The 20,307-nt window shown below is 71.3% G+C and carries 24 protein-coding genes; 13 read left to right on the forward strand and 11 right to left on the reverse strand.

The window, feature by feature from the left end; translation table 11 throughout:
- Nucleotides 1-378 precede the first annotated feature (378 nt).
- A complete protein-coding gene (locus P1K31_RS08300) occupies nt 379-561 on the reverse strand; it encodes a hypothetical protein (RefSeq protein ID WP_276302863.1) in 183 nt (60 codons plus the stop codon).
- 136 nt (nt 562-697) lie between these two features.
- Here P1K31_RS08300 and P1K31_RS08305 point away from each other — a divergent pair, with 136 nt between their 5' ends.
- From P1K31_RS08305 to P1K31_RS08325, 5 genes are all read left to right on the forward strand, one after another.
- The gene (locus tag P1K31_RS08305; RefSeq protein ID WP_276302864.1) at nt 698-1,162 is read left to right on the forward strand and encodes a PUA domain-containing protein; all 465 of its coding nucleotides are present in this window, start codon (nt 698-700) and stop codon (nt 1,160-1,162) included.
- Nucleotides 1,163-1,218: 56 nt separating this feature from the next.
- On the forward strand, nt 1,219-1,620 hold the full coding sequence (locus P1K31_RS08310; protein ID WP_276302865.1) for a nascent polypeptide-associated complex protein: 402 nt from the start codon (nt 1,219-1,221) through the stop codon (nt 1,618-1,620).
- A 6-nt stretch (nt 1,621-1,626) separates the two neighbouring features.
- Nucleotides 1,627-2,343 carry a methyltransferase domain-containing protein gene (locus tag P1K31_RS08315; RefSeq protein ID WP_276302866.1) on the forward strand — a complete coding sequence of 239 codons (717 nt, stop codon included), beginning with the start codon at nt 1,627-1,629 and terminating at the stop codon, nt 2,341-2,343.
- Nucleotides 2,344-2,425: 82 nt separating this feature from the next.
- Nucleotides 2,426-2,650, forward strand: coding sequence for a hypothetical protein (locus tag P1K31_RS08320; protein WP_276302867.1), 225 nt, complete (start codon nt 2,426-2,428; stop codon nt 2,648-2,650).
- A 5-nt stretch (nt 2,651-2,655) separates the two neighbouring features.
- A complete protein-coding gene (locus P1K31_RS08325) occupies nt 2,656-3,000 on the forward strand; it encodes a hypothetical protein (RefSeq protein ID WP_276302868.1) in 345 nt (114 codons plus the stop codon).
- Here P1K31_RS08325 and P1K31_RS08330 read toward each other — a convergent pair.
- The 3 genes from P1K31_RS08330 to P1K31_RS08340 all read right to left on the reverse strand — a co-directional run bounded on the left by P1K31_RS08330 (nt 2,993) and on the right by P1K31_RS08340 (nt 4,539).
- Entirely contained in the window at nt 2,993-3,589 is a 597-nt protein-coding gene (locus tag P1K31_RS08330; protein WP_276302869.1) for a DUF6517 family protein, read from the reverse strand. The genes P1K31_RS08325 and P1K31_RS08330 overlap by 8 nt on opposite strands.
- A 264-nt stretch (nt 3,590-3,853) precedes the next feature.
- Nucleotides 3,854-4,174: a transcription factor S gene (locus P1K31_RS08335; protein ID WP_276302870.1), complete on the reverse strand. Its 321-nt coding sequence runs from the start codon at nt 4,172-4,174 to the stop codon at nt 3,854-3,856.
- 107 nt (nt 4,175-4,281) lie between these two features.
- Entirely contained in the window at nt 4,282-4,539 is a 258-nt protein-coding gene (locus P1K31_RS08340; protein ID WP_276302871.1) for a DUF5789 family protein, read from the reverse strand.
- Between the two features lie 90 nt (nt 4,540-4,629).
- Here P1K31_RS08340 and P1K31_RS08345 point away from each other — a divergent pair, with 90 nt between their 5' ends.
- The 4 genes from P1K31_RS08345 to P1K31_RS08360 all read left to right on the forward strand — a co-directional run bounded on the left by P1K31_RS08345 (nt 4,630) and on the right by P1K31_RS08360 (nt 8,958).
- Nucleotides 4,630-5,973 carry an MFS transporter gene (locus P1K31_RS08345; RefSeq protein ID WP_276302872.1) on the forward strand — a complete coding sequence of 448 codons (1,344 nt, stop codon included), beginning with the start codon at nt 4,630-4,632 and terminating at the stop codon, nt 5,971-5,973.
- Nucleotides 5,974-6,040: 67 nt separating this feature from the next.
- Nucleotides 6,041-7,042 carry a signal peptide peptidase SppA gene (gene sppA / locus P1K31_RS08350; protein WP_276302873.1) on the forward strand — a complete coding sequence of 334 codons (1,002 nt, stop codon included), beginning with the start codon at nt 6,041-6,043 and terminating at the stop codon, nt 7,040-7,042.
- A 31-nt stretch (nt 7,043-7,073) separates the two neighbouring features.
- A complete protein-coding gene (locus P1K31_RS08355) occupies nt 7,074-8,195 on the forward strand; it encodes a DUF373 family protein (protein WP_276302874.1) in 1,122 nt (373 codons plus the stop codon).
- Between the two features lie 46 nt (nt 8,196-8,241).
- Nucleotides 8,242-8,958 carry a diphthine--ammonia ligase gene (locus tag P1K31_RS08360; RefSeq protein WP_276302875.1) on the forward strand — a complete coding sequence of 239 codons (717 nt, stop codon included), beginning with the start codon at nt 8,242-8,244 and terminating at the stop codon, nt 8,956-8,958.
- A 376-nt stretch (nt 8,959-9,334) separates the two neighbouring features.
- Here the strand turns inward: P1K31_RS08360 and P1K31_RS08365 are convergent, their stop codons facing one another.
- Nucleotides 9,335-10,291: a nucleotidyltransferase family protein gene (locus tag P1K31_RS08365; RefSeq protein ID WP_276302876.1), complete on the reverse strand. Its 957-nt coding sequence runs from the start codon at nt 10,289-10,291 to the stop codon at nt 9,335-9,337.
- A 115-nt stretch (nt 10,292-10,406) separates the two neighbouring features.
- Between P1K31_RS08365 and P1K31_RS08370 the strand changes: the two genes are divergently transcribed.
- Entirely contained in the window at nt 10,407-10,697 is a 291-nt protein-coding gene (locus tag P1K31_RS08370; RefSeq protein WP_276302877.1) for a transcriptional regulator, read from the forward strand.
- Nucleotides 10,698-10,748: 51 nt separating this feature from the next.
- Here P1K31_RS08370 and P1K31_RS08375 read toward each other — a convergent pair whose 3' ends face one another.
- The 6 genes from P1K31_RS08375 to P1K31_RS08400 all read right to left on the reverse strand — a co-directional run bounded on the left by P1K31_RS08375 (nt 10,749) and on the right by P1K31_RS08400 (nt 16,057).
- Nucleotides 10,749-11,189 (reverse strand): Rieske (2Fe-2S) protein, encoded by a 441-nt coding sequence (locus tag P1K31_RS08375; RefSeq protein WP_276302878.1) that lies wholly within the window; start codon nt 11,187-11,189, stop codon nt 10,749-10,751.
- 24 nt (nt 11,190-11,213) lie between these two features.
- Nucleotides 11,214-12,143, reverse strand: a complete 930-nt coding sequence (locus tag P1K31_RS08380) for an aminotransferase class IV (protein ID WP_276302879.1) — start codon at nt 12,141-12,143, stop codon at nt 11,214-11,216.
- Nucleotides 12,128-12,694, reverse strand: a complete 567-nt coding sequence (locus P1K31_RS08385) for an anthranilate synthase component II (RefSeq protein ID WP_276302880.1) — start codon at nt 12,692-12,694, stop codon at nt 12,128-12,130. The genes P1K31_RS08380 and P1K31_RS08385 overlap by 16 nt, the downstream gene beginning before the upstream one ends.
- Before the next feature lie 310 nt (nt 12,695-13,004).
- Nucleotides 13,005-14,468, reverse strand: a complete 1,464-nt coding sequence (pabB, locus tag P1K31_RS08390; RefSeq protein WP_276302881.1) for an aminodeoxychorismate synthase, component I — start codon at nt 14,466-14,468, stop codon at nt 13,005-13,007.
- A 45-nt stretch (nt 14,469-14,513) separates the two neighbouring features.
- Nucleotides 14,514-15,239 carry a helix-hairpin-helix domain-containing protein gene (locus tag P1K31_RS08395; protein ID WP_276302882.1) on the reverse strand — a complete coding sequence of 242 codons (726 nt, stop codon included), beginning with the start codon at nt 15,237-15,239 and terminating at the stop codon, nt 14,514-14,516.
- A gap of 26 nt (nt 15,240-15,265) precedes the next feature.
- Nucleotides 15,266-16,057, reverse strand: a complete 792-nt coding sequence (locus P1K31_RS08400; protein ID WP_276302883.1) for a shikimate dehydrogenase — start codon at nt 16,055-16,057, stop codon at nt 15,266-15,268.
- Nucleotides 16,058-16,209: 152 nt separating this feature from the next.
- On the opposite strand from P1K31_RS08400, the gene P1K31_RS08405 reads away from it, so the two are divergent.
- From P1K31_RS08405 to ftsZ, 3 genes are all read left to right on the forward strand, one after another.
- Nucleotides 16,210-17,601, forward strand: a complete 1,392-nt coding sequence (locus tag P1K31_RS08405; protein ID WP_276302884.1) for a sodium/calcium exchanger protein — start codon at nt 16,210-16,212, stop codon at nt 17,599-17,601.
- Between the two features lie 77 nt (nt 17,602-17,678).
- Nucleotides 17,679-19,007, forward strand: a complete 1,329-nt coding sequence (locus tag P1K31_RS08410; protein ID WP_276302885.1) for a D-aminoacyl-tRNA deacylase — start codon at nt 17,679-17,681, stop codon at nt 19,005-19,007.
- 67 nt (nt 19,008-19,074) lie between these two features.
- The gene (gene ftsZ / locus P1K31_RS08415) at nt 19,075-20,247 is read left to right on the forward strand and encodes a cell division protein FtsZ (RefSeq protein ID WP_276302886.1); all 1,173 of its coding nucleotides are present in this window, start codon (nt 19,075-19,077) and stop codon (nt 20,245-20,247) included.
- The last annotated feature ends 60 nt before the right edge of the window (nt 20,248-20,307 follow it).

Raw genomic sequence — 20,307 nt, forward strand, 5'->3', positions numbered from 1 at the left:
CGGGTGCCGCGCTGGCGCGAGTCGTCGATCGGTTTCGGGACGACAGCGAAAAAACCAATTTCCGCGGTGGACCGTTCCTGAACCGGAGCGACGCGACGGAGCGGAACGTAGCCAGCGTGATCGCGACGACTGAATCGCTTAGACTGCGATACTACGGAGTGGATCTATCGCCCTCAGTGCTATCGGTATCGTATCTCACCGCCAGCGCGCTCACCGCTCGCCGGCCAATGGCCGGCGAGCGGGCCAAGGAGCCCCCGAAGGAACGCCGAAGGCGTGACTGAGGGGGTGACGCCGTGCTTTTGATCCAGCTTTTGCCAGGGTGTCGCGGGCGACCGCGAGGCGGGTCGCCCGCCCGCGACCGCAGCAAAAGCTGGGGTTCTAGACCCCGATGCCGTCCTCGGAGAAGCCGACCAGCAGCGAGCCGGCGGCCAGGCCGAGCGCGGCGACCGCCAGCGCGACGTCGGGGATCGGCGCGGTCGGAAGACCGCCGAAGATGACGAGCGCGCTGCACAGGACGAGGAGGCCGACGCCGATCGTGAGCTTGCGTGAATCCGTTGCCATGTGCCCCGGTTCGATCCCGGTCGGATTAAATTCCTCCGGATCGGTCCGGCCCGCGTCCATGACTATCACGTGACACGGGTCGTGGCGGACGTGGTCGACTCGCGCCGCTTTTGTCCGCGGGCGGACCAGCGGGGGTATGGACGAGGACGAGCGGGCGCGACTGCGGACGATCGCGGACTACCAGTTCGGCGCGGGGGCGGGGGCGGCGCTGTTCCCCGCCGGGGAGACGCTTTCGGTCTGGCGCTCCTCGACCGGTCGTCCCCAGCAGGTCCGCGCGGACGAGACGCGCCTCGTCTCCTACGGCACCGACGGCCGGTTCACGCTCGCGTACGCGGGTGGCGTGCGCCTCCACGAGGCGCTCGGTCGGCCGCGCGTCGAGGTCGGCGAGGAGAGCGTCCCGTTCGTCCGCGACGGGAAGAACGCCTTCGCGAAGTTCGTCCGCCACGCGGACGCGGACGTCCGCCCCGGCGACGAGGTGCTCGTCACCCACGACGGAGCGCTGCTCGCCGTTGGGCGGGCGGAACTCCCGGCCGACGGGCTGGCCGACTTCGAGACGGGGATGGCCGTGAAGGTGCGCGACGGCGCGGGAACCGGGGAGTGAGCGGCGGACGGGCGGAGTCCACTACGCTTTTGCCGCCAGACCGAGTGGAGCCACGTATGTTTGGAGGCGGCGGCGGGCTCAACCCGCGCAAGATGAAGCAGATGATGAAGCAGATGGGCATAGAGGTCACCGAGATCGACGCCGAGGAGGTCGTCATCCGGACGGCCGAGGAGGACCTCGTCTTCACGGACGCCGAGGTCCAGCGCATGGACGCCCAGGGTCAGGCGACCTACCAGATCGTCGGCGAACCCGAGTCGCGTCCGCGGGCCGAGGGCGGCGCGGACGTCGGGGGGGAAACCGGTACGGACGCGGACGCGGCGGCCGACGAGGCCCCCGACATCCCCGACGCCGACGTGGAGATCGTCACCCAGCGGACCGGCGCGAGCGAGAAGGAAGCCCGGGAGGCGCTGGCGGCCGAGGGGGGCGACCTCGCCGCGGCGGTCAGCAGGCTGGAGTAACGGAGCGTGTACCTGTTCGTCCGCGACGGACGCGAGTACCTGCTCGCGCCCGGCGAGACGCTGGAGAGCGACCTCGGCATCCTCGAGGTGCCCGAGGACGTCGCGCCCGGCGACACGGTCGAGACGCATCTCGGCGAGGCGTTCGAGGTGCGGGACCTGCGCGGGCCGGACCTGTTCGCGCACTTCGAGCGCACGGGTGCGCCGATGATGCCGCGCGACATCGGCCTCGTCATGGGTCACACGGGGGCCTGCGGCGGCGACCGCGTCCTCGACGCCGGCACCGGAACGGGGGTGCTGACCGCCTACCTCGCGCGCGCCGGGGCGGACGTCGTCACGTACGAGCGAAACCCCGAGTTCGCGGAGGTGGCGCGCTCGAACGTGGAGATCGCCGGCGTCCCGGACCGGGTGGAGGTGCGCGTCGGGGACGTGGTCGACGACCTCGACGACCTCGGGACGTTCGACCTCCTGACGCTCGACACCGAGGACGCCCCACGGATCGTCTCGCGGGCGCGGGACCTGCTCGTGTCCGGCGGTTACGTCGCCGCCTACGTCCCGTTCGTCGAGGGGACGAGGGCGGTCGTCGAGGCCGCGCGGGAGGCCGGTCTCGACGAGATCGAGACCTACGAGACGCTGCAGCGCGAGATGGACTTCGACGCCCGCGGGTCTCGGCCCTCGACGGCCGGCGTCGGCCACACCGGCTACCTCGTGTTCGCCCGCGCCTGACCGACCGCTCGCGGCGGCTAAAACCGGGAGACGGGCCGCGTCCGGGGTAGTTTAATGTGGCTCTCCGCCGTAGATCACCCCCATGAGTGACGCAGAGACCCCCGAGGAGCGCTTCGACGAGGCGACGACGTGGCCCGACCTCGGCATCGCGCTGTACGACCGCCTGACCGGACGGAACGCCGAGATCGAGTACGAGTTCGATGACATGAACGTCTTCGTGCCGAGCAAGGCCGGCGAGGGGGCCGAGCACGCCCACTGGCGTCTCGACGGGACGCTGACGATCACGACGCGCGAACAGCGCGACTGAGTCGGGTGGCCCGAACCCCCCACCCCGTCGACGTCACCGCGGATCTCACGCTGACCATCGACGGCCAGCCGATCACCGTCGAGTCCTACACCGACACGGTGTTCGTCAACCTCCCGTCGATCAGGGCCGCCTCGGCGCTCGCCCGCACCGGCCTGCGCCGCGCGGACCGCCTCGACCGCCTGCTTCGCGACCTCGACGTGACCGTCGTCTTCCGCATCGACGGGACGCCGGTCGCCCGGATCGGCGCGGCCGCCCGGCCCGGCCCCCTGGCCCGGATCGCGCCGATTCAGCCGGACGCCCGGGGCGTCCTCCGCACGGCGCTCGCCGCCCCGGTTCGCGCGCTCAACTGACCGCGCGGAGCAGTTCGAACAGTTCCGCTCGACACGCGCTCGCGGCCGGTCCCGCCTCGACTCCGAGCGCCGCTCCGAGTTCGGGGAGGTCCGTCGGGTACGCCCCGCCCGCGACGCGGAACTCGCCGTCCGCCGCCCAGACGCCGATCCAGCCCTCCACCGGAACCGCCGCCGAGCGCCCGTCGACGTCGAGCGGCAGTCGGGCGCGGAACGACTGTAGACGAGCGCGCCCCCCGGAGCGCACGCGGACCTGCTCGGTACGGCCCCGCTCGACGCCACGGAACCCCCGCTCCCGGAGGTCGTCCGCGAACGTCCGTCGCACCTCGGCCGTGACCGTCGGGAGCAGGAGCGCCGGCCCGACGCCCGCCGGGAGCGGCGGGGCGAACGTCAGCCGCGTCGCGAAGAAGAACCGCCACCGACGGTCGATCCCGGCCGCCTCGCGGATCCGTGCGCGCAACGCCGCGTCCTCGTAGAGGCGGGTGTACCCCAGCGCTCGCGCCGCCGGGAGGCGGACGAGCGTCTCCGTCGACTCCTCGACGAGCGACCAGCCGCCACGCTCCAGCCGTTCCTCGGGGACGGCGGGCATCATGGGCGGAACTACGGGCACCGAGGACTTGTAGGGAAGGTGTAGAGAGCGACGGACGACGGAGAGGCCACCAGCGGACCGGGAACCTCTACGTTTCGCACCGCGAGCGAGCACCGCGAAGCGGGGCGAGCGAGCGGGCCGACGAGCCCCCCGAAGGAGCGCAGCGACTGAGGGGGTGAGGAAGTGCTTTTGATCGAGCTTTTACCAGCGAGCTGCCAGCGACCGCGGAGCGTGTCGCTGACACGCGAGCGCAGTAAAAGGTCGTTGTTAGTGGTCGTCCTCGCGCCACTTGTGCTCGCACTCGGTGCAGACGAGAAAGCGCGTCTCGGACTCGTCGGCCGAGCGGATCTGTTGCATGTACCAGTGGGCGGTGTCGTTGCCGCAGTTCGGGCAGACGACGGTCGTGGTCGGCAGGCCGCGGTCCTCGGCGTCGCTCACGTCGACGATCTCGCTCCGCTCCTGGCCCTGCGTCGTCGTCATCTTCCCCTCCTGGTCGCGGTCGCGCGCCTCCGTGTAGCCGCAGGAGCGACACTCCCACGTCTCGCCGTCCGAGTGCATCATCGAACCGCACTCGTCACAGAACTTCATACGCCCTGAACAGGGCCGGTACGTATAAGCGACGGGAATCCAGTCGCGCCGTCCTCCTCGGTCGGTTCGGCCGGCGAGTCCGCGGCGGTCGACCCTCGCGCTCCCGGTCAGCCCTCGCCCTCGGACTGGCCGGGCTCGCCGACCGCCGCCACCGGGAGGTGCGAGTAGAGTTCGAGTTCCAGTTCGTCGGCACTGTCGAAGGAGTCGCTCGTCACCTCGGTGAGCGTCCGGCCGAGGTTCGCCTCGCCGTCGGCGAGCAGGACGGTCACGTCGCCGAACGCGGAGACGGCGCGGTCCCGCGAGGTCGGATAGTCGTGGTCGGCAAGGACGGTCCCGACTCTGCTGAGCTTCACTGTGCGAGCCATACCCGTCCGTGAGGAATCGTGAAGGTATGAAGTTGCCGCTGACGGTAAGGATAGAAACCGTGATCCCGGATGCGTCCATACCACGACCGGATGGTTCTCGGCACCGACAGGCGCGTGCTGACGCTGGCGCTCGCGCGGATGGCCGACGCGCTCGGGAACTCGTTTCTCATCATCGTCCTCCCGCTGTACATAGAGAGCGGGCAGGTCGACGTCACGGGACTCGTCGGCCGGTCCGTCCTGGGCGTCGAACTGACGCTCCCCCTGCTCGTCGGCCTCGTCCTGTCGCTGTTCGGCTTCCTGAACAGCTTCGGCCAGCCGATCACGGGCCGCCTCTCCGACCGAACCGGCCGACGGCGGGCGTTCGTCCTGTTGGGGCTCGCGCTGTTCGGCGTCGCCAGCGCCGCCTACCCGTTCGTCGAGGGGTACGGGGCGGTCCTCGCGGTCCGGGCGTTCCAGGGCCTCGGTGCCGCGTTCACCATCCCCGCGACGGTCGCGCTGGTCAACGAGTTCGCCGCGGGGGACGCGACCCGCGGCGGGAACTTCGGCGTGTTCAACACCTTTCGACTCGTCGGCTTCGGCTTCGGTCCCATCGTCGCCGGCCTCGTCGTCCAGGGAGGTCCGTACGCGACGCCGTTCGGGACGCTGACGGGGTTCAACGCCGCCTTCGGCGTCGCCGTCCTCGGTGCCGTCGCGAGCTTCGCGCTCGTGTCGCTGCTCATCGAGGATCCGGAGCGGACGGCCGCGGCGGCGTCCGACGACCTCTCGTTTCGGGTGTTCGACCCGAGCGGCCGGGGGACGTTCGACCCGGTGTTCGTCCTCGGCGTGGGCACGCTGTTCATGGCGATCACCATCGCCCTATTCGCGACCCTCCAGGACGCGATCACGACGAGGCTCGAGGAGGGCGAGTTCCTCTTCAGCGTCCAGTTCGCCGCCGTCGTCATCGCCAACGTGCTCCTGCAGGTGCCGATCGGCCGCGCGAGCGACCGGTACGGCCGCAAGCCGTTCCTCCTCGCGGGGTTCGCCCTGCTCGCCCCCTCGGTCGCCCTCCAGGGGTACGTGCCGGCGCTCGCGCCCGGCGTCGAGCGGGCGGTCCCCGCGCTCGACGGGGTGGCGGGACCGGGGCTGATGCTCGTCGCCCGCCTGCTGCAGGGCGTGAGCGTCGCGCTCGTGTTCGCCCCGGCGCTCGCGCTCGCGGGCGACCTCGCCGGCGAGGGACGCTCCGGGACGACGCTCTCCGTGCTCACCACCGCCTTCGGGCTCGGTATCGCCATCGGCCCGCTCGCGTCGGGCTACCTCGTCCGCTTCGGCTTCCCGACCCCGTTCGTCGTCGGCGGTGTGCTCGCCGCCGCCGCGCTCGTCCTCACCTACACGCAGGTCGAGGAGTCCCTGTCCGGTGCCGAGGGAGTCTCCGACGCCGTCCCGCAGGACGACTGAGCGGCGTCCCCTCCATCGGGTGGATCCTCAGTGGAGTTTTATCCGGGCTCGGCGTCCAGTGGGGGACATGGCAAGACCAGACAGCAGTGAGCGAACCGTCGCCCGCACGTTCATCGTGCTGGTGGTGGCCGTCGTGGCCGTCGCCGTCGGGCTCGTACTGTTCGTCTTCCTCCCCGACCAGCGAACCGCGTTCGGCGTGCTGCTCGCCGTCCTCGCCGGCGTGGTCGGCGTCCGGGTCGGTCAGCGCGTCGCGTCGCGCGCGCTCCCGACGTACAACGTCGCGGAGGTCGCGGTCGAGGGTCCCATCACGCGCTCCGGGCGCGGTCGCTTTCCGAACCGGGTCCGCGGGACGCCCGCGGACGACGTCGTCGAGCAGATCGAGGCCGCCGACGCCGACGACAACGCGCGGGCGCTGCTGCTGAAGCTCAACACGCCCGGCGGCGAGGTCGTGCCGAGCGACGACGTCCGCGCGGCGGCCGCGGCGTTCGACGGGCCGACGGTCGCCTACGCGACGGACACCTGCGCCAGCGGGGGCTACTGGATCGCGAGCGGGTGCGACGAGCTGTGGGCTCGCGAGACGACCGTCGTCGGCTCCATCGGCGTCATCGGCTCGCGGGTGAACGCGAAGGAGTTCGCCGACGAACTCGGCCTCAGCTACGAGCGCTTCGCCGCCGGGCGGTTCAAGGACGCCGGTGCGGCCCTCAAGGAGGTCACCGACGACGAGCGCGAGTACCTGCAGGGGCTCATCGACGACTACTACGACCACTTCGTCGAGCGGGTCGCGGAGGGGCGGGACCTCTCGCCGGAACTGATCCGCGACACCGAGGCGCGCGTCTACCTCGGCGAGCGGGCACACGAACTGGGCTTCGTGGACGCTCTCGGTGCGCGCGACGACGCCGTCGACCGCGTCGAGGACCTCCTCGGGGTCGACGTGAGCGTCGCGACGTTCGAGCCGAAGGCGAGCCTCCGCGAGCGCCTCGGTCGGGGCGCGGAGTCCGTCGCCTACGCCGTCGGCGCGGGTATCGCGAGCCGGTTCGCCGACGACGCCGACGTGAACGTTCGCCTGTAGCTTTTTCAAGTCGGGGACCGTTCCCGAAGCCGTGGGAACCCTGGTGCTGTGTATCGACCGCGACGGGAGCACCCCCCGGGACGCTCCGCTGGTCGGCGAGGAGGCGGTGGCCGATCTCGTGACCGAGGTCGGCGTCGAGGATCCCGAGGACAGCCACGTGAACTGTCTGCTCGAGGGGCTGCGGGTCGCGCGCGACCTCCGCGACGACGGCGAGCAGCCGATCCTGGCCGTGCTATCGTGCGCGGGAAGCACCGTGAACGCCAACCGCGCGCTCGCCGCACAGGTGGACGACCTCGTGGCTGCGTACGATCCCGACGGAGCCGTCGTCGTCGTGGACAGCGCCGAGGACGAGCAGACCCTCCCGATCATCGAGAGCCGCGTCCGGGTCGACGCCGTCGACCGGGTCATCGTCCGGCAGGCGCGGGACATCGAGTCGACCTACTACCTGCTGAAGCAGGTCCTCGCGGACGAGGAGCTTCGCAAGACCGTCCTCGTTCCGATCGGCGTCGCGCTGCTCGCCTTCCCGGCGCTGCTCACGGCGGCCGATAGCATCGCCGTCGCCGTCGCCGTCGTCGCCGGCGTCATCGGCGTGTTCTTCCTCTACAAGGGTCTCGGCGTGGACGGCGCGCTGGCCGGACTCCCGGGGGCCGTCAGGACGGCCTTCTACGCCGGGCGCGTCTCGGTCGTCACGTACGTCGTGGGGGTGGGCCTGGCGCTCGTCGGGGTGTTCCTCGGCGCGGTCGGGACGACTCAGGTGACCGATCCCGTCCTGATAGCCCTCGAGTTCCTCTACGAGAGCGTCCCGTGGTTCGTCCTCGGCGCGCTCGCCGCCGCGATGGGGCGGCTCGTCGACGAGTGGCTCGTCAACGACCGCGTCCGGCGCTCCTTCATGAACCTCCCGTTCGGCATCGTCGGCCTCGGGTTCGTCGTCCGGGGATTCGCGGGCTTCTTCCTCGAACGGGCGGGCGTCATCGACCGCCTCCGCGTCCCGCCGGTCACCGTCGGCCCCGTCTCGGTCGACGGGTTCGCGCTCACCGCCGGGACGCGCCTCGCGGCGTTCCTGATCGCGGGACTGGTCGTCAGCGTCCTCGGCGTCGGCGTCTCATCCTACGTGAGCGGCGTGGCCGTCGAGGAGATCGACGATCGCGCCTGAACCGGAGGATCGCAGGCCGTTTATCCCCCGCTCGGCTATCGCAGTTATGCGAACGCGACCGTGGGTCAGTCTCTTCTCCGGCGGCAAGGACTCCTCGTGGGCGCTCTACCGCGCGCTCGAGGCGGACCATCCCGTCGAGCGCCTCGTCACCGTCCACCCGACGGGCGACTCCTACATGTACCACGTCCCGGCGACGGACCTCGCCGAACTCGCCGCCGAGTCGGTGGGCATCCCCCTGGTCTCCGTGCGCCCGGGCGACTTCGGCGCGGACGACGTCGCCGACGCGAGCGCGCAGGGCGACGCCGAACTCGAACCGCTCGAAGCCGCCCTGGGCGACCTGGCGGCCGACCTCGGCGGCATCGGCGGCGTCACCGCCGGCGCGGTCGAGAGCACCTTCCAGACCGACCGCATCCGGGCGATGTGCGACCGCCTCGACGCGGAGCTGTTCGCCCCGCTCTGGCGGCGCGACCCCCGCGAACTCGCGGACGCCATGCTCGACGCCGGCTTCGAGATCATGATCGTCCAGGTCGCGGCGGCCGGCCTCGACGAGTCGTGGCTCGGGCGCACCCTGGACGCCGACGCCCTCGCGGACCTCGAGGCGCTCAACGACCGCTACGGCGTCCACGTCCTCGGCGAGGGCGGCGAGTTCGAGACGCTGGTCGTGGACGCGCCGCACATGGAGCGACGGATCGAACTGGAGTACGAGACGGAGTGGGACGGGACGCGGGGGCGGTTGCGAATCGGGGACGCGTGGCTCGAATAGCCGTAGCGTCTACGCGAACGACGCGAGCGCGGCACCACGTCCTGGCGTGCAGGCGACGCCACGGCGGGGGCGATGCTCGCGGGGCGTGGCGTCGCACAACCGCGAACACCCCGCGACAAACGGTCAGGTCACGGGGGGCTCTGGTCCCGCTCCCCGATATAAAGGTACGGACCGGGGAACGATCCGCACGACCCGAGCACCGCCGCCGGCACCAGTGCAGCACCCGTGAGCGAACGCAGTGAGCGAGCGGACCGACGGAACCCCCGAAGGAGCGCAGCGACTGAGGGGGTGAGGAGGGTTTTGATCCAGCTTTTGCCAGGGAGCCACGGCCGACCGCGGAGCGTGTCGGCCGCACACGACCGCAGCAAAAGGTGGGTTAGTAGAGCTGCGAGTACGACCCCACGAGCGAGTCGCGCAGGTCCTTCCCCTCGATGCGGCAGTGCTCGTCGACGATCGACTCGCGGAGGGCGGCGTCCGCGATCTCGGTCTCGGGGAAGACGACGGCGTTCGAGAGGGACACGCCGCTGAGGCGAGCGCCGGACATGACGTGGACGTTCTCGCCGAAGTCGCAGCCGTCGACCGCGGCGTCCTCCGCGACCCTGACGTCGCCGTCGAGCGCCCACGCGACCGCCTCGAGGTAGGCCTCGGGCGTGCCGATGTCGAACCACGGTTCGTCGAACTGGTAGGCGTAGACCGGCTCGTTCGCCTGGAGCCACTCGATGAACCAGCCCGGTTCGTCGGGGTTGTTGTCGCCCGCCAGGTACTCCTCGAAGCGGACCGACGCCTCGGGGAAGGCGTAGCAGGCGATGGAGACGAGGGTGCTCTTCGGGTCGTCGGGTTTCTCCTGAAAGTCGACGACGCGGTCGCCGTCGAGCGCGACCAGGCCGTAGGACGTCGCCTTCTCCCGGGAGCCGACGTCATAGGCGGCGACGGTTGGCGCGCCGCGGGCCTCGAAGTCGTCGAGGAAGTCGCTCATCGGGAAGCCCATGAGGTTGTCGCCGGCGACGACGAGGAGGTCGTCGTCCACCCCCTCGCGCTCGACGAGCTGGGCGAGCGCGCCGATGACGCCGAACTTCTCGTCCTCGGCGACCGTCTCCTCGATGGAGAGGGTCGCCTTCTCGTAACTCTCGTCGTCGATGTGCCGCTCGAACGAGCCCGCGAAGCGTTCGTTCGTACTGATGTATACCCGTTCGATGCGGTCGTCCGCCTCCAGTTCCGTCAGGATGCGGTCGATGACCGTGGTGTCGCCGACCGGGAGGAGCATCTTCGGACGGTGGCGGGTGATCGGCCAGAGTCGAGTAGCGTAGCCACCCGCCAAGACGACTGCGTACATACTCGCCGCGTCTCCTCCCGCGCGCATAGGTATTGCGCCTTCAATCACCGTCCGCGGGGAGGGATCGACCGTCCGACGGGTAACTGTTTTGCGGGTGGGCGTGCACCGGAGAGCCATGCGCGCAGAGCGCGAGACGACCCGCCGGCGCATCGCGGACTACCTCCGTCGCGAACCGGCCGCCCCCGGGACGCTGGCCGCCGAGTTCGGCGTCCGCACCGGAACGGTGCTCTCGCACGTCGAACACATCTCGAAGTCCCTCGACGGCACCGACGAACGGCTGCTGGTCGCGCCGCCCGCGTGCCGCGAGTGCGGCTTCGACGAGTTCGACGACCTCGTGAACCGCCCCTCGCGGTGCCCGGAGTGCAAGGCCGAGAGCGTCGAGGAGCCGACGTTCACCATCCGGTAGCGGGGTTGGCGACGGTGAGCGCCGCGGGCCAGCGAGCGCGCCCTCTCGGGGTCAGGTGCCGGAGAAGTCGATGCGGCTACCCGTCGAGAGGTCGTGCTCGCCCGAGGGGCCGAGGTTGGCGAACTCGTAGCGGTCGTCGACGAGGTAGACCGCACCGTCCTCGACCGCGACGGCCACCTCCTCCAGGTACGCCCCCTCGCAGGGGCCGAAGTCGCAGTAGCCGGAGTCCCGCTCGAAGGTCGCGCCGTGGCGCTGACAGACGATCTCGCCGTCTCTGACCATCGCGCCGCTGCCCTTGTCGAGGCGCACGTCCGTCCAGTGCTGGCAGTAGTTCTTCCACGCGGCCACCGGCGGGGACGAGTCGCCCGACTCGTCCCCCGCGAGTCTGATCAGGACGACCTCCTCCGTGTCGAAGCCGTCGCGGACGGTGAACAGCAGCGTCCCGTCCTCGGGCACCTCCTCGACGCTCGCGATGCGGCGGTCCTCGTCCATGCCCTGCGTTCGGCCGCCGACGGTTCAAGGGTTGTGATCGCCGCCGTCGGAGGCGTCGTCGGTGCCGGGCGCGGACGACTCCCGACGGTAACAGCGCTCCTCGACGTACTCGTCGAACAGGCGCGCCAGCAGGCGGGTGATCGGTCCCGCCCCGACCTCGATGCCGTCCACGCTCTCGATCGGTCGCACCTCCCACGTCGTGTTCGTGAGGAACGCCTCGTCGGCCCCGCGCACGTCGTCCGGCGCGTACTTCCCGACCTCGACGGGGAACGCCTCGTCCGCGGCGAGGTCGAGGACGACCCGCCGGGTGACCCCCGGGAGGATCGCCCCCTCCGCCGGCGTCCTGAGCGTCCCGTCGTCGACGAAGAAGAGGTTGCTCGTCGCCCCCTCGGCGACGAACCCGTCCGCGTCGCGCATCAGCGCCTCGTCGGGGCGGTAGGCGTCGCTCGACGCCCGTCTGAGTTCGAGGCGCGCGAGGATCCCGTTGAGGTAGTTGTGGGTCTTCAGGTCGGGCGGGAGCGCGCCGGCGGCCGTCCGGCGGGTCTTCACCGACTGGACGACCGCGGGACCGTCCCACGTCGACTCGCCGCCGAGGCCGCCCCGCGGGAGCGGTGCGACGACGATCACGACCGACGGATCGACCTCGGCGGCGGGGGTGAGCCGTCCCGGCTGGACGCCCCGCGTGACCGAGGCGCGGACGTAGGCGTCTTCGAGGTCGTTCGCGTCGAGCGTCTCCGCGATCCGGAGCGCGAGGTCGTCCGGCGCGGCGTCGGGCATGCCGAGCGCCCCGCAGGTTCGCTCCAAGCGCGCGCGGTGGGCGTCCCACTCGAACACCTCGCCGCCGTAGGCGCGGAGCGTCTCGAAGGCGGCGTCGCCGTAGAGAAAGCCCCGGTCGCGGACGCTCACCGTCGCCTCCTCGGCCGGAACCAGGTCGCCGTTCACGTGGTAGTGCATAGCTGACAGAAGTTTCGAACCATCCGCTCGCCGTGCTCGGTCAGGATGCTCTCCGGGTGGAACTGGACGCCCTCGTGCGGTCGATCGGCGTGTCGGACGCCCATCACCACCCCGTCGTCGGTCCGGGCGGTCGCCTCGAGGTGATCGGGCAGGTCGGGGTCGGTCACCGCGAGCGAGTGGTAGCGACCGACCGTGAGGCGCTCGGGGAGGCCCGCGAAGATCCCCCGGCCGTCGTGCGTGATCGTCGAGGGCTTCCCGTGGACGACCTCGGGCGCGCGGCCGACCGCGACGCCGTTGGCGACGCAGAGCGCCTGGTGGCCGAGGCAGACGCCGAGCGTCGGGTAGTCGAGGTCGGCGAAGACGGCCGTCGAGACGCCCGCCGCCTCCGGCACGCCGGGGCCGGGCGAGACGACGATCCCGTCCGGGTCGAGCGCGCGGATCCCCGCCGCGTCGATCGCGTCGTTGCGCCGGACGACTACCTCGTCGTGGACGCCGACGTACTGGACGAGGTTGTACGCGAACGAGTCGTAGTTGTCGACGACCAGGATCATGAACCACCACCTTTTTGCTCGTCGGGTCTCCTCGCTCGCGCTCCGCGCTCGCTGCGGGAACCGCTCCTCGCAAAAATCTGGACCAAAAAGAGCCGCTCGCTCACTCCGTTCGCTCGCGGGTGCAACAGATCTTTCCGCCAGCAGCGTTCCCCTCTCGAAAGATCTGCAGTGAGAGGTACAGCGTGGTTCACTGGCTTCCAGAACCGTCCCGCGGTGCTGGAAGGACCGAACAACCGCGAACACTTCGCGTCCGCGGTGAACCGCTCGCTCCCTGCGGTCGCTCGCGGATGCCGTGTCCGTTCTCGTAGGATCATCGCCCCTCCATCGTCAGCCGCTGCTCTTCGAGCGCCGCGTCGAGCGCGTTCACGAGCGCCCGACCCTTGGCCAGCGTCTCCTCGTCCTCGCGCTCCGCGACCGAGTCGTGGACGATCCCCGCGCCGACGCGCAGGTGGTACTCGTCGCGGTGGCGCACGAGCGTCCGGATGACGATGTTGAGCGTCGCTCGGCCGTCGAAGCCGAACGCGCCGACGCTCCCAGTGTAGGGGCCGCGCCGGGTCGCCTCGACCTCGTCGATGATCGCCATCGTCCGGGGCTTGGGCGCGCCGGTGATAGTCCCGCCGGGGAAGACCGCCGCGATCACGTCCGCGAGGTCACACCCCTCGCGCAGGCGTCCCTCGACGAGCGAGACGAGATGCATCACCTCCGAGTAGCGGTCCACGCGGCGATACTCCGTCACCTCGACGCTCCCGTACTCGGACACCTTCCCGAGGTCGTTGCGTTCGAGGTCGACCAGCATCGCGTGCTCGGCGCGCTCCTTCCCGTCCGCGAGGAGGTCGCGCTCCAGCGCCGCGTCCGCCTCGGGGGTCGCGCCCCGCGGTCGCGTCCCGGCGATGGGTTCGGTGACGACGCGGTCGCCCTCGCGGCGGACGAGCAGTTCCGGGCTGGCGCAGACGAGGTCGCACGAGGGGAACTCGACGAGCGCGGCGTAGGGCGCGGGGTTCACCTCGCGGAGCGCGGCGTAGACCTCGACTGGGTGGACGGCGGCCGGCGCGCGCAGGCGCTGGGAGACGTTCGCCTGGAAGGTGTCGCCGCTTCGGACGTACTCCTTGACCCGGGCGACGCGCTCCGCGAACGCCGCGGGCGGGCAGTCGCGCTCGAAGCGCACCTCGCCCGCGGCGACCGGCGGCGGACCGACCGAGGGGTCGCCCGCCGTCGCGCGCTCGGCGAGCGCGAGCGCCCGGTCCCGGCCGCGCTCGTACGCCCCGCCGGGGTCGTCGCCGACCCGCGGGCAGGCCGTCACCCGGAGGGTCGTCTCGCCGTCGTGCGGTTCCTCCCACGCCGCGACGGCGTCGTAGACGGCCACCTCCAGGTGCGGCAGGTTCCGGTCGTCGGTGGTCGAGCGGGGGAGCGCCTCGAGTTCGCGGGCGACGTCGTAGGAGAGCCAGCCGAATGCCCCGCAGGGGTACGGCACGTCACAGTCGCCCCGGATCAGCGTCTCGCGGTCGAGTCGGCGCGCGAGCGTCCCGAGCGAGTCGAGTGCGTCGTCCCCGTCGGGCGCGACGGTCACCGTCTCGATCGGCGCGACGGCGAAGTAGCCCCACCCGGGGCGGCCGCCGCCGGTTTCGAGGAACACCGACGGCTCGCCGTCGCGGGCGCGGCGGTAGGCGAGAAACGGGTCGGCCGCGACGCGCACCTCGACGGGGACGCGAGCGCGGGGAGGTGCGCCGCTCGCCGCCGCGAGGAAGGCGTCTCGGTCGGTCGCGACCGCAGGCATCACCGTCAGGGAGGCGGAGTCGGGATAACGCTCTTGCGGTCGGCGTCAGCGCTCCTTCGCGCGGTCGATCCAGCGCTGGATGCGCTTCGCGGAGACGTCCGTCCGCTCCGCGAGCGTCTCGGCGTCGGCGTCGGCGAGGTCGTCGACGGACTCGACGCCCGCCTCCGCGAGCGTCTCGGCGTAGGCGGGACCGATGCCCTTGAGGCTGGTGACGGCACGGGACGACTCCGCCCCCTCGGCCCCCTCCGCGTCCGGCTCCGTCGTCTCCGCGGGTTCGGCGGGTTCGACTTCCGGCTCACCGTCGACGGGGCCGGCCGCCTCTCCCGGCTCGACGCCCTGCTGTTCGTCGACCAGCGTTTCGGTCGAGGCAGCGGCGTCGGTGCCGGCCCCCGCGGCCTCCTCCTCGGCGACCGCCTCCGACTCGGTCTCCTCGGGTTCGTCACCCTCCGACTCGACGTCCTCGGATTCGACCGCATCGGGTTCGGCTCCCTCGCCGGTCGAGGGTTCGAGGTCCTCGTCCCCCCCGGACTGCGAGGGCGGACCGGCGGCCTCGGACGGTTCGGCGGCCGTCTCGACGTCCTCGGGCGGCTCCTCGGTGATCGACCCCGTGGACCCGGCGGCGTCGGTCTCGGCCGCGGCCGACTCCTCCTCCGCCGCGTCGCGCTTCGACGGTTCGCGCTCGACGGTCACGCCGGCCGACGAGCGGGGCTCACCGTTCTTCGACGAGTCCCCGAAGCCGAGGACCGACTTAATTTTCTCGATGAGGCTCATATTCGGTAGTAGATCCGGAGGGACTATTAAAGGCGTGTTCGAAGCGCGTCGTTCATCGCCTCGACGGGGGCGGGGCGACCCGTCCAGCGCTCGAACGCCGCGACCCCCTGATAGAGGAGCATCCACGCGCCGTCCACGGTCGTCGCCCCGGCGGCGGCCGCGTCACGGAGCAGGCGCGTCTCGACGGGCGCGTAGACCGCGTCGAGCACCGCGAGGTCGGCGTGCAGGGCGTCGGCGGGCACCGGCGACCGGTCCTCCTCCATGCCGACGCTCGTGGCGTTGACGAGCACGTCGGCGTCCGCGAGCGCGTCGGGGAGGTCGTCGAGGCCGCACGCGGCGGCGGCGCCGATCGCCGCCGCGAGTTCCTCCGCGCGCGCCACGGTGCGGTTGGCGATCCGAACCCGCATCCCCTCCTCGGCGAGGCCGAACGCGACGGCGCGGCCCGCGCCGCCCGCCCCGACGACGACGGCCGTCCCCGCGGGTTCGACGCCGTGCTCGCGGAGCGCGCGCACCGCCCCCTCGGCGTCGGTGTTGTAGCCGCGCATCGCGGGGACGTCGATCGTGTTGACTGCGCCGATGCGCGCGGCGAGCGGGTCGGGGTCGACGAGGTCGAGCACGTCGCGCTTGAACGGGATGGTGACGTTCAGGCCGGCGATCCCGAGCGCGCGCGCGCCCGCAACGGCGGCGGCGAGGTCGTCGGGATCGGGTTCGAAGGTGACGTAGCGGGCGTCCACGTCGAGTTCGCGGTAGGCCGCCTCGTGCATCGGCGGCGAGAGCGAGTGCCCGACGGGGTTACCGAGCAGTCCGAACACCTGCATGGACGGGGCCTGGCGGCGGGGGGCGATAAACGGGTCGGTCGCGCCACGCGCGGTGGCCAACGGTACGCTGGCTCCGCCGACTACGATTACCGACACGCTCCGGGTAGCTCGTAACAAAAGAGATACGTGCGCCGATCCCGCCCTATCACACGATGTTACGTCGTCTTCGCCACCCGCTCACCGCGGTCGTTCTGACGGTTCTTCTTACCCTCCCGTGGGTCGCGACGTTCGTCACGCACGGCGGCCACGTCGAGCCGACCGAGAACATCGCCCCCATCGCGGCCGTCGTCATCGCCGGCCTCGCCGTCCTCGGCTCCTCGTTTCTCCTGGCCTGGGGCGCGGAGACCGCGGAGAAGGACGTCCCGCGGGCGTTCGCGATCGCGGTCCTCGCCGTCCTCGCCGTCGCCCCCGAGTACGCCGTCGACGCCTACTACGCGTGGACGGCAGGGGCGATGGAGGGGACGGCGAAGGGGATGGCGAACGCCAACCTCGCGGTCGCCAACATGACCGGCGCGAACCGGATCCTCATCGGCATCGGCTGGTCGGCCATCGCCCTCTTCACCGTCTACCGCGCGAAGCAGTCCCACGACCCCGCCGTCGAGCGCCGGGACGGCTTCCTTCGGGACGTGGTCAAACTCGACCGCGACATCGCCACCGAGATCGCGTTCCTGCTCGCCGCGACGGCGTTCGCGTTCTTCGTGCCGCTGAGCCTCGAGACCCTGAACGGCGGCGGTCCGGCCGGCGGCATCGGCATCATCGACACGGTCGTCCTGGTCGGGCTCTACGTCCTCTACATCGCCATCATCATCCGCGGCGAGGTCGAGGAACCGGAGGGACAGGTCGGCGTCCCCGCCTACCTCCAGTCGTGGTCTCGCGTCCCGCGCGTCGTGAGCGTCGTCCTCCTGTTCGGCTACTCCGGCGTGATGATCTACACCGCCGTCCACCCGTTCGCGACCGGGCTCGAGGCGCTCGGCCTCCAGTACGGCATCCCCGAGTTCTTCATGATCCAGTGGATCGCGCCGCTCGCCAGCGAGAGCCCGGAGCTGATCGTCGTCGCCTACCTCGTGAACAAGGCGCGGTCGACGGCGGGGTTCAACGCGCTCATCTCCTCGAAGCTCAACCAGTGGACCCTGCTCATCGGGACGCTCGCGGTCGTCTACAGCATCGCGGCGGGTCACGTAGGCGGGCTCCCGTTCGACGAGAAGCAGGTCGCGGAGATCTGGATTACCGCCGCCCAGAGCTTCTTCGCCATCGCCATCCTGACCAACTTCGAGATAAGCATGCGCGAGGCGGTCGCGCTGCTCGTGCTGTTCATCTCGCAGGTCGCCATCGAGTTCGCCCTCATTCGGACGATGTCGGAGGCCGCGGCCGAGGCGCTCAGCATCGACGTCCTCTACGCGTACACCGCGCTGTATCTCCTCCTCGGAATCGTGCTGTTCTACCGCCGTCGGAGGGACCTCCGCGGGCTGTTCGCCCGGACGGCGACGACCGCCCAGGACGCCATCCACTCCTCCCGGCCCCATCCGGAGCGCGCCGACGACTGAGCGACGACGTCCCCGTTCTCCGCCCGCCGACGAGCGACACCGACGGCGTTTAGCCCCTCGCCCGCGACCTCTCGGCCGTGCTCGGAATCGTCGTCAGCCGCGCCGACAGTGCGTCGGTCCACGTCGGCGAGCACCTGCTCGACCTCGCCGACTGGTCCGCGATCGAGGACGGCTCGCGCCCGGACGCCGAGGGGGGTGGGACCGTCTACCGCCTCCCGGACGTCGAACTCCGCGAGTTCGGCGCGCTGCACCTCGACCTCGACCGCGCCGACGAGGCCTTCGACGACCCGGACCTGCTGGTGTTCGCCTCCCGGCACTCGGGGGACACGGGGCCGCTGCTCACCGCCCACCACACCGGGAACTTCGGTCCCGCGACCTACGGCGGCCGCGATGGCGCGTTCGCCCGCGCCTGCCCGAACACCCATGCCCGCGTGCTCGACGCCTTCCGCGAACACGCCCCCGAGGGCTACGAGGTGGGCATGGAGTGTACCCACCACGGGCCGACCGCGATCGACGTGCCCTCGATGTTCGTCGAACTGGGCAGCGACGAGGGGCAGTGGACTGACCCCGACGGCGCGCGGGCGGTAGCGCGGTCGATCCTCGATCTGCGGGGGGTCGCGCCCGACCGCGAGCGGACGCTCGTCGGCTTCGGCGGCGGCCACTACGCGCCCCGCTTCGAGCGGATCGTCCGCAAGACCGACTGGGCCGTGGGACACCTCGCCGCGGACTGGGCCCTGGAGGCGATGGGCGATCCCGGGGAGAGCCGCGGCGTGATCCGCCGGGCGATCGAACGGTCCGGGGCGACCCGCGCGCTCGTGGACGGGGATCGCCCCGCCCTGGAGCGCGTCGTCGAGGGCCTCGGCTGCCGCGTCGTGAGCGAGACGTGGGCGCGCGAGACGACCGGCGTCCCCCTCGACCTCGTCGAGCGGCTGGAGGCCGAGGTCGCGACGGTCGAGGCGGGGCTGCGCTTCGGCGACCGGACCGACGTCGACGCGGCGGAGACCGAGGTCGTCGACCTCCCCGACGCCCTCCTGGCGGCGGCCAACGGCATCGACCGCGAGGGTGTCCTCGCGGCGGTCCGGGCGCGGAGCGCGGCCGTCGCGACCGAGGAGGGCGGGACGCTGCTCGCAGGACGGGCGGTCGTCCCCGCTCCCGCGGACCGGGAGGCGCTGATCGAGGTCCTGATCGACGCGCTCCGCGGGAAGTACGACGCCGTCGAGCGGGAGGGCGGGGAGGTGATCGCCCGTGAGACGGCGTTCGATCCGGGGCTGGCCCGCGAGGCGGGCGTCCCGGAGGGACCGAAGTTCGGGCGACTGGCGAGCGGTCGGGCCGTGACCGTCGACGGCGAGACGGTCGATCCGTCGGCCGTCCGCCGGGAGCGCGAGCGGCGGTTCCCGCTCGCGTGACTGTACGACGGGCGTCAGACAAACGGCGAAAGATAGTTATTTCGCGTCTGTATTTCATCGCGCAGGTATGGACTCGCTTATAGAGGAGGCCATCGACGAGGCCGAAGGCGAACGGGAGGAGGACACCCCGCGTGGGAACGGGGCGGGAGCCGGTGGTCAGCGCGACGATCCGGTGTCGTCCGGCGGGACGATGACCGACGACGAGCTCGCGGAGATCGTCCGGGACCTCGAGACCAAGATCACGGTGTTCGGCTGCGGCGGCGGCGGCGGCAACACGGTCACGCGGATGTCCCGCGAGGGGATCCACGGGGCGCGTCTCGTCGCGGCGAACACCGACGCCCAGCACCTCGCCGAACAGGTGCAGGCCGACACGAAGATCCTCATCGGGCGCACCCGCACCGGCGGGCGCGGCGCGGGGTCGGTCCCGCAGATCGGCGAGGAGGCGGCCCAGGAGAACATCGAGGACATCCAGTCGGCCATCGGCGACTCGGACATGGTGTTCATCACCGCGGGGCTCGGCGGCGGCACCGGCACCGGCTCCGCGCCGGTCGTCGCCCAGGCCGCCCAGGAGGCCGGCGCGCTCACCATCGCCGTGGTGACGATCCCGTTCACCGCGGAGGGCGAGCGCCGCCGGGCGAACGCCGACGCGGGCCTCGAACGCCTCCGGTCGGTTGCGGACACCGTCATCGTCATCCCGAACGACCGGCTGCTCGAGTACGCGCCGAACCTGCCCCTGCAGGACGCGTTCAAGATCTGCGACCGCGTGCTGATGCGCTCGGTCAAGGGCATGACCGAACTCATCACGAAGCCCGGGCTGGTGAACGTCGACTTCGCGGACGTGAAGACGATCATGGAGAACGGCGGCGTCGCGATGATCGGCCTCGGCGAGTCCGACTCCGAGAACAAGGCCCGCGACTCCATCCGCTCCGCGCTCCGCTCCCCGCTGCTCGACGTGAACTTCCAGAACGCCAACTCCGCGCTCATCAACGTCGTCGGCGGCCCCGACATGAGCATCGAGGAGGCGGAGGGCGTCGTCGAGGAGATCTACGAGCGCGTCGACACCGACGCGCGCATCATCTGGGGGGCGAGCGTCAACCCCGAGTTCGAGAGCAAGATGGAGACGATGGTCGTCGTGACGGGCGTCGAGTCCCCGCAGATCTACGGCAAGGGCGACGGACAGGAGCAGGTCGACACCCGCGAACTCACCGACGACGGCGACGACATCGACTACGTGGAGTAGCCCGCCTCCGACCTCCGACCTCCGACCTCCGGTACTCCCTCCCCCGATTCTCCGTCCCCC

Source organism: Halomarina halobia, assembly GCF_029338575.1.
Lineage (GTDB): Archaea > Halobacteriota > Halobacteria > Halobacteriales > Haloarculaceae > Halomarina > Halomarina halobia.